Origin of the sequence: Sorangium sp. So ce281 (assembly GCF_051527395.1) — a bacterium.
In the GTDB taxonomy this organism is placed as follows: Bacteria; Myxococcota_A; Polyangia; order Polyangiales; family Polyangiaceae; genus Sorangium; species Sorangium cellulosum_B.
Window position 1 is genome coordinate 11,405,359 of record NZ_CP150322.1, and the last position, 13,581, is coordinate 11,418,939.

Below are 13,581 nucleotides of genomic sequence, written 5' to 3' on the forward strand. Positions count from 1 at the left end.
GTCAGCGGACGAGCCGGCCGATCACGTGGGGCCGCGCGCCGGAGTGCGGGAAGTACGCGGAGCCCGACGTGAGGCTCCAGCTGTACCCGGTGAGGTCCCCGGCGTTCGCCTGGCCCGGGGAGACGGCGTAAAGGCGCATCGTGCCCCTGCCCGCCCCGCCATCCGTGCTCCCGCCGCGGCACGGCTTGGTGGGATCGGCCGGCACCCATCGCGTGTCTCCCGTGCTCGGGTCCGTGGCGCACCCGTGGGCGGTGCTGGTCGAGTCGATGACCCGGAGCGAATACTGGGTCGTGCCGGAGACGACGGGCTCGATGGCCGGCGCGATGGCGGTCGGGAACGCATCGACGATCGCCGTGTGTCCCGAGCCGCCGTCCGTGTAGTTGATGACCAGCAGATCGCCGGGCAAAATGTCGCCGATCTTCGAGATCCGCTTGAAGTGGTTCCCGGCCACCACGTGACCGTACAGGCCCGCGGACGTGGGGCTCGTCGATCCCCACCAGCCGCGGAGGATCGAGGTCGTCAGCGTGGGATCCTCGTGCAGGAGGGACAGGGTGAACAGCGACGCGCCCTGCGTGGCCCCGGTGAAGCTCGCCCAGTTGATGCTGCTCGGCGTCGCGAACCTGTTGGTGTCGACGGTGTCGAGCACGAACGGCGTGTCGGCGGTACGCTCGACGAACGTGCGGGCTCCCACGAGGTGAGCCGGCAGGTACTCTTTCACCTGGAAGACGTAAGCGGCGCCTGCGCCCTCGCCGCGAACGCCATCGGCCCATGTACCGGCGATCAGCGTGTCTCCCGAGAGCGCTACACGAACATCCCACGTGTTCCACGTGGAGCTCTCGACCTTGCTCTGCGGCGTCCATACGCCGTCGGTCCTGGCGAAGACCCTCAGCCCCTGTCCGCCGTCGTGACTTCCGCCGAGGATCAACCTGTCCCCGGACACGGCGACGCTGGCGCTGCGCCCCCAGCCGCCATAGTCCGGCGTGTCGACGTCGTTGCGGTACAGCATGGCCTGCTGGGTCCACGCGCCCTCGCTGCGCGTGAAGACCACGGCGGCTGTCCTGTCGGGGCCGCGCTCATCGTAGACGGTGGTGCCGACCGCCAGCGTCTCCGCGCTCAACGAGAGCGAGGCTCCGAACCTGTAGTGCGGTGTCGCTCCGATCGGCGGGTAAAGAACGGCTTGTTCGGCCCAGGTGTCGCCGGCGCGGGCAAATACGTGGACCTGACACGGACGACCCCAGCCCGCGTTGAAGTCAACCCCATCATCGCATTCTCCCCCCATGACCGCGGTGTCGCCGTCCAGGGCGAGGGTGGAGCCTTGGTCGAAGGTGTCGGTGCTGGGTACGAGCTTGGCCTGCTGCGCCCACGCGGCGCCGCTCCGGACGAAGATGTACGCTGCGCCGGGGCCATCATGCGCCAGGGGGCTATCGTAGGGCGCCCCGACCATGATCGTGCTGCCCGATACGGCGACGGCAACTCCGAACCAGTTGTCGCGGCGCGGGTTGTCCTGCGCGACGAGCTTTTGCTGCTCCTGCCACACGTTGCCGCTGCGCGCGAACACGTACGCAGCGCCGTGATTCGCCGGGTAAGAGAAGGTCCCGACGACGATCGTATCCCCGTCGATGGCGACGGACGCGCCGAAGCGATCGCCCGGCAGACCATCGCTGGGCGTGAGCACGGCCGCCTGGGTCCACGACGCGCCGCTGCGCACGAACACGTAAGCTGCATCGGCGTCCAGGCTGCCAACCACCGCGGTGTTCCCCGAGATGGCCACGGACCACCCGAATCCGTCGTTGCTCGCGGCGTTGCTGGCGTAGAGCACGTGTTGCTCCGTGGCGATGAGCGGGTCGACCTCGAGCGGATAGGTCGCGCCGGCGTCGTCCACCACGATCGAGAGGCTCGCGTCGCTCAGCTTGATCTCCGCCGGAAGCACGCTCCCGCGCGCGTCCTGGACGACGAGATCGGCATACCGCAGCACGGCCGCGCCGGCCTCGTCCAAGAGCGCCACCGACTGGCCGTCCTCCGAGAGCTCCGCCGAGAGATCGCCCCCGAGCGCGATCTCGAGCTCCACCTTGCCTTCGCCGTCGCGACGGCATGGAGGCGGCGAATCCAGGGAGAAGCCCTGCTCCAGCCCGAGGGGGCCGTTCAGGTACCACTCCGTGACGCGGAGGCCCGCGGACCGGGCTAGGTGCCTGAGCTCGACGCGGTTGCTTGATCCGCGCGGTTCGGCCGCGACGTCCAGGGGGACGAGCTCCCCCTCGCAGCCATAACGCGCGAGCTTCATCGTGAGTCGACCCGCGCTCACCGAGCTCTCGCGGGTCACGGCGACGCCGGCCGACGTGAACTCGGAGACGAGGCCGTGCGCCGGATTCAGCGCGCTCACCCCCGCGCGCGCGCCCGCCGTGTTGAGGCTTACATTGTACGCGGAGGACGCCTGTCTCTGAACTGTCGCGATGAACGCCGCGCGGCGCTCCAGGGACGCGGCGTCGGGCCCCTGCTGCGCGTGAGGCCGAGTTTCCTCGGCGCTGTCCGTGCTCGCTGTATCAACCTCCGCGCTGCACGACGTGACGGCGGTGATGCAAAACCAGAGTGCATGAATGGATGTTCTGTGACGCGGCATGTGGCTCTCCCTGTCGGTGGTAGACCCTGACGGACCGGCGGCGTATGCGGCGCCGGAGCCAATGACCCGAACTTGGATTGGAAGGCGGTCCACAGCGGCTCGCTGCCGTCGAGCGCCTTGCGGAGCCCCCCAGCGCACGAGCGCGCGCGGATGGTTAAGTCACGTGAAGGACGGTCCCGTCCTTATTTGCCGTTCTCATCGTCCTCTTCGGTTTCGCGCGTGTCAAGGAGGGCAAGCATCGATGACGCCGGGGGAGGGCGCCATATCGATAGGCTGTGGTGTGAAGGTGGGCCCTTCAATGCGTGGATGTCAGACAGCCGCCGCACGGAATGCGACATGTCGACAGGACGGATAACGACATCTCCGGGCGGGACGGTGCGGGTGAGGGGCTCCCGCGTTCAGGCGACGAACCGCTCCAGCTCGAAGTCGAGGACGGCTCGAATCGCATCGTCGTCCTCGTCGGCTGTCAGGGCGGTGGCGCCGAGGGGACGCGTCGAGAGCGCGATGAACACGTCATGATCGTCTCCTGCTCCGTCTTCGCGCCGAGGAGCTTTGGGGCACGATCCATCTTGGACTGACACAGCTTGAGGTGCTCGTGCCGTGTCATGGTCATGTGGAATCGGACGATGCGCCGCGCGCGGCGCCGACTCACCTCGTCGCGATCCGCCCGAGCGCCTCGTCGACCGACAGCAGCACCTGCTCCCACTCGTCGAGCGCGTTGGGCCAGTGCGGCGAGAAGCGCAGCACGCCGTCCGGGATCGCGCAGGCGATCCCGAGGCGGGTGAGCTCGCGGTACAGCTCGACCACCGAGGCGCCGCCCGGCGGCCTCACCCCGAGCGAGCAACCCCGCAGCGCCGGATCTCCCGGCCGCAGGCTCTCCCATCCGCGCTCCCGGAGCGCCTCCTCGAGCGGATCGAGGAACCGGTTCGCGTGCTCGTGGATCCGCTCGACCCCGATCTGCAGGATCAGGTCCACCGCCGCCTCGAGCCCGGCGAAGCCCGCGGCGTTGAGGTTGCCGCCCTCGACGAAGTCGGCGCGCTGCCGGATCGGCCGGTCGTACCGGAGCTTGCCCGGGCCCTGGAGCAGGAAGCTCACGGCGTCCTCGTGGCTCAGCCAGCCCGCCACCGCGGGCCGCAGCGACGGCAGGCGCTCGCGGCGGATGTAGAGGAAGCCCGTGCCCTCCAGCCCCATCAGCCACTTGTGGCCGCCGCACGCGAGGTAATCGACGCCGGCCGCCTCCACGTCCACCGGCGTCGCGCCGACCGCCTGCACGGCGTCCACGCAGAGCTCGGCGCCGTGCGCGCGGCAGAGCGCGCCGATCGCCGCGAGCGGCATCCTGAGCCCGGTCTGGAACTGCACGGCGCTCACCGCGACGAGCCGCGCCCCGCGCTCGAGCTCGCCCTCCAGCCGGGCGAGGCCCGAGCCGCTGCCGTCCGCGAAGCCGCCGAGCGGCAGGAAGACGACCTCGAGGCCGAAGAGCGCGGCCGCGCGCTGCCACGGGGTCACGTTGGCCGGGAACTCCCCCTCGAAGAGGATCACCCGGTCGCGCGGCCGCCAGGGGAAGCACAGCGCGATGTCCGTGAGCCCGCTCGTCGTGCTCTGGACCAGCGCGATGTCGTCACCTGCCGTCGCGGCGCCGATGAGCCGGCCGAGCTTCTCCCGCAGGCGGAGCCGCTGCGCGTGCCACGCCGGGAACGCGGCCGCCCCCTGCGCGGCGTAGTCGTCGAGCAACGCCATCATCGCGAGGCGCACCGGCCGCGACGGCGGCGAGATCCCCGCGTGGTTCACGTAGACGAGCGGCGCGAGGTGCGGGAACAGCCCGCGATCGCCGAGCTTCGCGGTGAACGCCCGATCCCTATCGATTTCGGCGGTGTGTCGCATCGGCTGGCTTCCCCCGGCGCTCCCCGCGGACCTTGGCGAGGTAGCGCGGCGGCGCCCCCTTGCCGGCCGCCGGCGGCACGAGGCAGTGCGGCTTCGTGCCGATGAGATCCCCGCGGCCCGCCTTGATCAAGGCCTCCCGCGCCTCGTCGTGGTGCGCCGGGTCCCAGTAGAGGAGCAGCGCCTTCTGGAGCTTCTTCTCGCGCAGGTCCTTGGCCGTGTACACCGGCTCCCGCGTGAGCGGGTCGATCCCCGTGTGGTACATGCAGGCCGCCATCGACATCGGCGTCGGGATGAAATCCTGCACCTGGCGCGGCCTCATCCCGCTCTTCTTCAGGTAGATCGCGAGGTCTACCATGTCCCGCAGCGTCGAGCCGGGGTGCCCCGAGATGAAGTAGGGCACGAGGAACTGGTTCTTGCCGGCCTCCTCGCTCGCGCAGCGGAACTGCTCGGCGAAGCGCTCGTAGCTCTCGATGCCCGGCTTCTTCATCTTGTCGAGCACGTCCTTCTTGTTGTGCTCCGGGGCGACCGAGAGCTGGCCCCCCGTGTGGTGCGCGGCCAGCTCCTCGATGAACTCGGGCGACCGCTCCGCGAGGTCGTAGCGCACGCCGGAGGCGATGAAGACCTTCTTGATCCCCTGCTCCTCGCGCACCGCCTTCATCAGCTTGAGCAGCGGGCCGTGGTCGGTGTTCAGGTTCTCGCAGACCTCCGGGAAGACGCACGAGAGCCGCCGGCAGGCGTTCTCGATCGCCTCGTCCTTGCACCGCATCTGGTACATGTTCGCGGTCGGCCCGCCGAGGTCGCTGAGCACGCCGCGGAAGCCGTCCATGCGCCGCAGCGCCCGCACCTCGCGCAGGATGCTGTCCGCCGAGCGCGACTGGATCACCCGCCCCTCGTGCTCGGTGATCGAGCAGAACGTGCAGCCGCCGAAGCAGCCGCGCATCGTGACGACCGAGTGCTTCACCGTCTCGTACGCGGGGATCGGCGCGTCGTACGACCAGTGCGGCACCCGCGTGAACGGCAGGTCGTAGAGCGCGTCCATCTGGCCCGTCTCCAGCGGGAACGCGGGCGGGTTGAAGTACACCGCCTCGGCGCCGTGCGCCTGGAGCAGCGGGCGGGCGTTGCCGGGGTTCGTCTCGAACTGGAACGCGCGCGACATCTCCGCGAAGGCGCCCCTGTCCGCGGCCACCTCCTCGTAGCTCGGGAGGATCACCGTCTTGCCGTCGGCGACGTAGCGCGAGCCCTCGATCTGCTCCCACTCGCCCTTGCGCAGGGGGACGGCGGTGCCCCTGACGTCGCGGATCGACCGGACGGGCTCGCCGCGCCGGAGGCGATCGGCGACCTCCCAGACGGCCTTCTCGCCCATGCCGAAGATGAGCATGTCGGCCTTGGCGTCGAGCAGGACCGAGCGGCGGACCTGATCGGACCAGTAGTCGTAGTGCGCGATGCGCCGGAGCGACGCCTCGATGCCGCCGAGGACGACGGGGACGCCCGGGAACGCCTGCCGGCAGAGGTTCGCGTAGACGATCGAGGCCCGGTTGGGGCGGAGGCCCACCTGCCCGCCCGGCGAGTACTGGTCCTCGCTGCGGACCTTCTTCTGCGCGGTGAGCTTGTTCAGCATCGAGTCCAGGTTGCCGGCGGTGACCCCGACCATGAGCCGGGGTACGCCCATCCGCAGGAGGTCGCTCGTGTCCTGGTAGCGGGGCTGGGAGACGACGCCGACCCGGAAGCCGCGCCCCTCGAGGAAGCGGCCGATGATCGCGGCGCCGAACGCGGGGTGGTCGACGTAGGCGTCGCCGTTGACGAGCAGGATGTCGAGCGCGTCCCAGCCCCGCGCGCGCATCTCCTCCCGGGTCGTCGGCAGGAAGGCGGTCAGGTCGCGGGGGGCGGCGCCGGCGCTTCGGCGGAGCTGGGTGAGGGGCACGGCGCCGTCACCCTACGGGCCGGGAGAGCGGGCGGCAAGGGGGCGGCCCCGGCGGGGAAGCGAGGGGTGGACGGGTGACGGCGTGACGGCGTGACGGCGCGACGGCGTGACGGCGCCGGGGAAGCCCCGCGGGGCCGCGGCCGAGGCCGGCGCGCGGGGGGCCGGCGGGAGGGCGCAGCCCGCGTTTTCCCGGGGAAAACGCACAACTTGCTCGATACCCGGCCAGCAGGTCACGGCTTCTGGTCACGGAGCATCGGATCTCCGGACGCGACATGAGGGCTGGCGCGCGCCACCCACCACCGCGGCGGGCCGCGGCGTTTCACTCCGCGTCAGCCGCTGGTGAGCTCATCAAAAAACGCTTCAAAATAAGAGGTTTTGGCGCGCGGGGGAGGGTTCCAAAACGACCCGGAAAGAGGGTCAGTAAAAATAATATGTGGAATCACGATCAGAGGATGACCTCCGCGCCAAACATCTCAGCTTCGCTGTGGTGCACGAGGTGGGCGTTCCCTTCCTTCGCGGGCTGCTCCGGGGGGTTGGCGTGGGGGCGAACGATCGCGAGGACGTGCTGCACGACGTCCTCCTCGCCGCTTACCGCAATCTGGAGACCTTCGACGCGAGCCGCCTGCTGCGCGCATTGCAGGGGCGGCGCGACGAGGACGACTTCTTCGAGGACGACTTCGAGGACGAGGACCACGAGCCGGTGCCGCTCAGCGCGGTGCTCCCGTGGATCGGGGAGGGGCAGCCGCGGCGGGTGTGGGACTCGCTCTACCGGTGGCTCTACGGGATCGCGTGGCGGCAGGTCAGCCACTACCGCGACCGGGCCTATCGGCGCCGCGAGATCCCGGACGGCCTGCGGCTCATCGCGAGCTCCGCCGGCGCCGACAGCCGGCCCCGCCTGGAGCAGCGGCTGGAGGCGATGGAGCGGGCCGAGGTGATCGACGCGCTGCTCGCCAGCCTCGACCCGCAGCGGCGGGTCATGCTGGTGATGCACGACATGCTGGACATCCCGGTGGTGGACATCGCCCGGGAGCTCCAGATCAACGAGAACACGGGGCAGAACCGGCTACGGCTGGCCCGGGAGGACTTCCGGGCGGCGGTGAAGCGGCTCGACCCGGAGCAGCGGAGCGCGCTGCGCCTCGGCGACAGGCCGTTCGCCGCCGAGGCGACGACGCGGCGCCGGCCGGCCCCCCGGCGGCGCAAGCGGGGGAAGTGAGCCGGCGCAGCGCGGGCCCCCGCCGCTCGTCAATAAGGGCACGCCAGCACCTCCGGCGCGCTCGTGCCGTAGGTGCTCACGTCCGAGACGACGTTCTCTTCCGGAGGAAAGAGCACCTGCGCGCCGGCCGGCCCCGACAGCCAGCATTGCTGCTGGATGGATCGCGACTGCATCCCGCGCCAGGGCTCGCAGCGAGCCACCGTGCCGCCGCGGATCGTGACGCCGCTGGCCTCTATCCTGATGCCGGGAAAGGAGCCCGACGCGAAGCGCAGGGCGTTGTCGAAGACGAGCAGGTTCTCCAGGGTCACATCCTCCACCCGGGCCGAGGTCGCGGGCAGCGTCGTCCGCGAGCTCAGGAGCACGCCGTAGAGCGCGTTTCCCCACGACCAGACGTCCCAGAGCGTCACGCCGGCGCCTGCCTGCACGTGGACGCCATGGCTCCCGTTGTAAGCGAACTTGACCCTCTTGATCAGGATCCCCGTCGGACGTTTGTCCTCGATGGGGCTCGCGAGCACGACGCCGGCGCCGCCGTTGTGATGAAAGTAGCTGTCCTTGACCACGATGTTGTACGGCACCGGGCTCGGGATCCCGGGCCCAGGGGAGATCTGGGTGGAGATCCAGAGGCCATGCCCGCCGCTGACCGTGGTGGAGCCGTCGCCGGGATGGATCATGTTGTGGTGCACATGGCAATTTCGCACGGTCACGTTGGCGGTGACGATCTTGATCCCGCTGGCGCTGATCGGGCCGTCGATGTTCCTGAGCTCGCAGTTCTCCACGAGGATGGGCGGCGTGTCGTGGTACCCGGCGATGGAGGACAGGTAGATGCCGCTCTTCGAGAAGCCATCCACGAGCACGTTCCGGATGACGCCCCCGGAGCCCCAGGTGAAGCTGATGCCCTCCAGGTTGCTCGGCTTGCAGGAAGGTAGCTGGGGAACGAGGGGCGCGTAGCGCATGATGACGTTCTCCACCTTGCAGTCCGAGCAGGTGTTCAGCTGGATGCCGCTGTTCGCCGTCCTGCGTGGCCCATCCGTGATCGCGATCTGCAGATTGCGGATCCAGAGCCCATGGACCGCGCTGATGAGGGTCCCGTCCGGCTTGACGACCCTGGTGACCTGGATGGCCCCGGGGTACTGCTCCGGATTGCAGGGGAGCGCCACGAGGGTCGCGGTCCGGGGGTCGCCCGGGGGGGCCTCGGGAGACAGCTCCGGTCCCTCCAGGGTGAGCGCGTCATGGTGGGGCCGCAGCGGGGTGCGCAGCACGTAACGCCCGGCAGGGAAAGCCACGGTGCGCCTGCTGGCGCTCAGCGACGCCGCGCACTCGATGGCCGTCGCGATGCCCGGGCTGTCGTCGACGTTCGTGCTGCGGTCGACGGATGCGTCGGCGGAGAAGGGCCATTCCGCCGGCCTCGCCAGGTAGGGCAGGACGTCGACCACGCCGTCCGGGGCGACGGAGCCTGGCAGGCAGCAGGCTGCCCCCTCGCAAGCATTCAGGTCCTCGTGCAGCGTCCTCGTCCCCGGGCAAACGCGGCTGGCGGGGCAGAAAGGCCCCGTGCAGAGCGGCGATTGCGTGGTGTAATCGGGGCAGGCGAGGCCGGTCGCCTGGTCTGTCAGGAAGGGCGGCTCGGTGTAGGGCAGATCGAGGCTGCAGAAACCCTGGGAGGACACAGCGCGCTCCTCCGGAGGGGGGTGATATCCCCAGCCCGCCTCGGAGCGGGCGGCGCTGTCCGGGGGCAGCGTCGCTCCGGCTGGAGCGGAGGCGAGCGCGAGCAGGGCTCCGAACCAGATCTGCACAAACCGCTGGTCCAATAACACACATGCCTCCTCTCGGACGAGGGTCGATCCGTCGTTGTCAGTCACCACCAGGAGCAAGGAGCGAGCGCAGAAGTCGAGCGGAGCGCCGCTGTGCCAAGGAGAGACTCACCTCCTCCGCGGTCGCCGCGACGCGAGCACACCGATGCCCCGCTCTCCGTGTCCGGCCTGAGCGATCTTCATGAGCGGCCGCGCCGCGCGCGGCGGCCGTCCCCGGCGGGCGCGGAGAGCGCACGTCAACTCCAGGGACGCTGGGCGCCGGGGCGCGCTGGCTCGCCGTCAGCTCCTGGAGCGACAAACTCCGGATCCCTGGCCGGACTCCTGGTGGATGGAACTAGGCGAGGCTGTCCGTGACAGTTACTTTCGAGAGCGAGTTGCCCGTCGCGCTGAACGCGCCGGAGGCACCGCCGCGCGTGCCCGTGGGGATGTTGTCGCGCCCACGATATGCCACGTGACTTGTCATGCTGAACGCCTCTGCGCAAGCGCCGCGTCCGAGCGCTTTGCGGCGGCACGCCGAGGGCGATCGGGGGAGAAGAGCCCGCGACGGCCGGGCGAGTTTCGTGAAGGACGGGCGCGCGCTCCTGCTCGTGGTCACTCGTAGTGGACCGACTCTGCCGCGTTGCTCCGCCCCGCGCTCCGCGCGGGATAGAGCGACGCGAGGAGCGCCACCGCGGTCGCGCCGAGCGCCGTGAACAGGCCGTACTCCGGCGGGATATGGAACTCGACCTCGAAGGTCGACACCGTGCGCAGCGCGCCGAGCGCCGCGGAGCCCAGCGGGATCCCGAGCAGCACGGCCAGCGCGCCGCCCAGCGCGCCCACCAGCGCGCCTTCCATCAGGACCATCCGGCGGACCTGCCCCGCCGTCATGCCGAGCACGCGGTGCAGCGCGAGCTCCCGGCGCCGCGCGTGCAGCGCCAGGACCATCTGGTTCGCGACGCCGATCGCCGCGAGCACGGTCGTGAAGCCGAGGATCATGTCGAAGATCACGAAGTCGCGCCCCGTCGCCTTCCGGCGGATGGCCTCGATCTCGACCCCCGTCTGCATCCGGACGTCGCGCGCGCGCGGCACGTCGGCGAGGAGCTCGGCCCAGGGCGGCGTCGCCGAGCCGCCCCGCGCCGCCGCGGCGCCGGTCCGCGGATCGGCGAGGGCGAGCGTGTGGCCGATCGCGGTCGCGTACGGGGAGATGACCGGGAAGTCGGACGCGTCGATGACCGCGTACGTGCGGAGGTTGCGGTACGCGCCGGCCGCGTGGACGTAGCCGAGCTCGTCGGTGATGCCGACGACCTCGAGGCGGCGCGTGCCGGCGCGGCCGCCCACCTCGAGCAGGTCGCCGGGGCCGACGCCGAAGCGGCGGGCCATCATCGTGGAGACGAGCGCCTTGCCCGGGCCGAAGCGGCGGGCGAGCGCGATCGGCTCGGCGCGGCCCGTGGCCTCGGCGAGCGCGAGGAGCTCGTCGGCGGGGACGGCGTAGGCGACGTTGGGCCACGGGGTGCGGCTCGAGAAGCGCGCCGCGACGAGGCGCTCTGGCAGGCGTGGGAGCAAGCGCTCGGCGTGGCCGAGCGGCTCGTCCGGGTAGAGGAACGCGTAGGGCGCGAGGGCGCGGCCGGCCCAGGCCGAGACCTCCTGCTTGAGCGCCGACGTGGCGATGTGCAGCGCGAGCAGGAGGGCGAACACCATCATCACGCCGCCGACGCTCCAGGCGAGCTCGTGGCCGCTGTGCTCGACCCGGCGCTGCAAGAGCAGGCGCTCGGCGGCCCAGCGGCGCGGCGCGAGGCGGACGGCGAGCGCGCCGAGGCGGGCGACGAGGTCCGGGACGAAGACGATGGCGGCGAGGAACGCCGCGCACGCGAGGCCCGCCTCGAGGACGAAGAAGGCGAACAGCGGGACGGACTCCTGGAAGAACGGGCGCAGCAGGCCGTAGACGAGCACCATGAACGGCAGCGCGAGCAGCGTGACGCCGCGCATGCGCCGCCGCTGCTCGGCCCCGCCCTCGACGAAGCGCGGGCGCAGGGCGCGCGCGATGTCGAGGCGGAGCGCGTCGCGCACCGGGCGCAGCACGCCGAGCAGCGCGGTCAGGGCGCCGGTGCCGGAGACGAGCAGCATCGCGCTCCAGGGCAGGACGATGGCGTTCAGCGGGATGCGCGCGCGGCCCGTCGTCGTGATGCCCGCCTTCGCGGCGAGGTACGCGAGCGGGATCGACCCGAGCAGGCCGAGCGCGGCGCCGCCGACGCCGAGCAGCAGGGCCTCGAGGACGAAGACCGCCGCGACCTGCGGCGGCAGCGCGCCGGCGCTGCGCAAGAGGGCGATCTCGCGGCGGCGGCGCTCGACGGCGACGTTGAAGGTGAAGAAGACGATGAGGGCGCCGACGAGGAACGCGGAGAGCGAGCCGAGGCGGATCGCGGACCGCATGATCTCGTAGTCCTCGTGGGTCTCCTCCTGGGCGTCCTCCGCGTCGATGGGCTGCCCGTCGGGGCGGAGGCCGCGCAGGGTGATGGTCTGATCGGTGAAGACGGGGAGGTCGGGGTTGGTGACGGCGCTCCTCGCCTCGACGGCGCGCGTCCCGACGTCGAGGATGAGGACGACGTTGACGGTGGCCGTGCCGAGGGCGACGCCCAGCACGGCGGCCATGGCGCCGAAGCGGTCGGCGCGCAGGTTGCGCAGGGCGAGGATGCGGACGAGCGGCTGGAAGAGGGCGCGGAGGAGGAGGAGCATTCAGATGCCGAGCTCTTTCAGCCGATCGTGGACGGCGGCCGAGGTGACGGCGGGGCCCGCGAGGGCGGCGTCGTGCAGGAGCAGGCCGTCGCGCATGAAGACGACGCGGTGGGCGCGGGCGGCGTCCTCGGCGTTGTGCGTGACGAGGAGCATGGCGCTGCCGGCGTCGCGGAGGGCGTCGGCGAGCAGCGCCATGATGCGGCGGCCGGTCGCGACGTTGACGTTGCCGGTCGGCTCGTCGGCGAGCACGAGCGCGGGGCGGCGGACGAGGGCGCGGGCGATGGAGATGAGCTGCATCTCGCCGCCGGACATCTGCGACGGCAAGTGCTCGGCGCGGGCGCGCATGCCGACGCGATCGAGCATGCGCGACGCGGCGTCGTGGTCGGGGGCGGCGCCGTCGATGAGGTAGGGGAGGACGATGTTCTCGTAGCCGGTGAGGGTCGGGACGAGGTTGAAGAACTGGTAGACGATGCCGACGCGGCGGCGGCGCAGGAGGGTCCGCCCGTGCTCGTCGAGGGCGGCCATGTCCTCGCCGAGCACGCGGATCTCGCCGCGATCGGGCGACTCGAGGCCCGCGACGCACGAGAGCAGCGTGCTCTTGCCGACGCCGGAGGGGCCCATGATCGCGCACATCTCGCCGGCGTGGATGTCGAGGTCGACGCCGCGGAGCACCTCGATGGGCGTCGCGCCGAGCGCGTGGGACTTGTGGAGGTTGCGGACGCGGAGGACGGCCTCGTCGGAGGCAGGGGTCGAGGGGGTGCTCATGGGCGTGCGGTGCCGGGCTCGTCACGTACCGAGTGTCAGCGTCAATTCTATCTCTGTGGTGTTCGGCGGCGCGCGTTCCTCCGCTCAGGGAGAGAACATTTCCTGAAGGACGGCCAGGACGCGCGTCAGGGTCGCCGGCGATATGCGACCGAGATGGCGGACGAGACGCTCCCGGTCGACGGTGCGGAGCTGATCGATGACGACGTGCCCGCTCTTGTTCGAGAACCGGCACGCGACGCGGAACGGGTAAGGCTGCCCTCCCGTCGTGAGCGGCGCCACGATGACCGTGCGCAGATGCGCGTTGAGCTCGTCCGGCGAGACCACGACGCAGGGGCGCGTCTTCTGGATCTCGCTTCCGCGGGTCGGGTCCAGATCGATGAGGAAGACATCCCCGCGACGGACCGGTTTCACGCCTACCACTGCCATTCGGCCTCGTCGAAGCGTGTCGGCGTCGGAGCGTCGAGCATCGGGTCGCCGTCCTCGGCGTGCAAGCGCTGTGCGGCTTCCGCCCAGCCGCTTCGAGGCGACTTTCGTGCGGCAATGATGATGGTATTGCCACGCACATGGAGCTCGACCTCCTCGGTCAAGCCTGCTTGCTCGATGAGGGGCTTCGGGAGCCGGACTCCCCTGGAGTTGCCGATGCGGACCAGGCGGGTTTTCATGT

The 13,581-nt window shown here is 70.8% G+C and carries 10 protein-coding genes; 1 reads left to right on the forward strand and 9 read right to left on the reverse strand.

The window, feature by feature from the left end; translation table 11 throughout:
- Position 1: 1 nt before the first annotated feature.
- The 3 genes from WMF27_RS43775 to WMF27_RS43785 all read right to left on the reverse strand — a co-directional run bounded on the left by WMF27_RS43775 (position 2) and on the right by WMF27_RS43785 (position 6,419).
- Positions 2–2,617 carry a hypothetical protein gene (locus tag WMF27_RS43775; protein ID WP_437762935.1) on the reverse strand — a complete coding sequence of 872 codons (2,616 nt, stop codon included), beginning with the start codon at positions 2,615–2,617 and terminating at the stop codon, positions 2–4.
- Positions 2,618–3,265: 648 nt separating this feature from the next.
- Entirely contained in the window at positions 3,266–4,498 is a 1,233-nt protein-coding gene (locus WMF27_RS43780; protein WP_437762934.1) for an aminotransferase class V-fold PLP-dependent enzyme, read from the reverse strand.
- On the reverse strand, positions 4,473–6,419 hold the full coding sequence (locus WMF27_RS43785) for a YgiQ family radical SAM protein (RefSeq protein WP_437762933.1): 1,947 nt from the start codon (positions 6,417–6,419) through the stop codon (positions 4,473–4,475). The genes WMF27_RS43780 and WMF27_RS43785 overlap by 26 nt, the downstream gene beginning before the upstream one ends.
- Positions 6,420–6,852: 433 nt before the next feature.
- On the opposite strand from WMF27_RS43785, the gene WMF27_RS43790 reads away from it, so the two are divergent.
- On the forward strand, positions 6,853–7,632 hold the full coding sequence (locus tag WMF27_RS43790) for an RNA polymerase sigma factor (protein WP_437943565.1): 780 nt from the start codon (positions 6,853–6,855) through the stop codon (positions 7,630–7,632).
- Positions 7,633–7,661: 29 nt separating this feature from the next.
- On the opposite strand, the gene WMF27_RS43795 is transcribed toward WMF27_RS43790, so the two are convergent.
- The 6 genes from WMF27_RS43795 to WMF27_RS43820 form a co-directional block, all read right to left on the reverse strand.
- Positions 7,662–9,443 (reverse strand): right-handed parallel beta-helix repeat-containing protein, encoded by a 1,782-nt coding sequence (locus tag WMF27_RS43795; protein ID WP_437762931.1) that lies wholly within the window; start codon positions 9,441–9,443, stop codon positions 7,662–7,664.
- Between the two features lie 331 nt (positions 9,444–9,774).
- A complete protein-coding gene (locus WMF27_RS43800) occupies positions 9,775–9,903 on the reverse strand; it encodes a hypothetical protein (RefSeq protein ID WP_437762930.1) in 129 nt (42 codons plus the stop codon).
- A 128-nt stretch (positions 9,904–10,031) separates the two neighbouring features.
- Entirely contained in the window at positions 10,032–12,152 is a 2,121-nt protein-coding gene (locus WMF27_RS43805) for an FtsX-like permease family protein (RefSeq protein ID WP_437762929.1), read from the reverse strand.
- Entirely contained in the window at positions 12,153–12,917 is a 765-nt protein-coding gene (locus WMF27_RS43810; protein ID WP_012241252.1) for an ABC transporter ATP-binding protein, read from the reverse strand.
- Between the two features lie 84 nt (positions 12,918–13,001).
- Positions 13,002–13,343, reverse strand: coding sequence for a type II toxin-antitoxin system PemK/MazF family toxin (locus WMF27_RS43815; RefSeq protein WP_437762928.1), 342 nt, complete (start codon positions 13,341–13,343; stop codon positions 13,002–13,004).
- Positions 13,331–13,579 carry an AbrB/MazE/SpoVT family DNA-binding domain-containing protein gene (locus tag WMF27_RS43820; protein ID WP_437762927.1) on the reverse strand — a complete coding sequence of 83 codons (249 nt, stop codon included), beginning with the start codon at positions 13,577–13,579 and terminating at the stop codon, positions 13,331–13,333. Before WMF27_RS43820 ends, WMF27_RS43815 begins: the two co-directional genes overlap by 13 nt.
- Positions 13,580–13,581 lie beyond the last annotated feature (2 nt).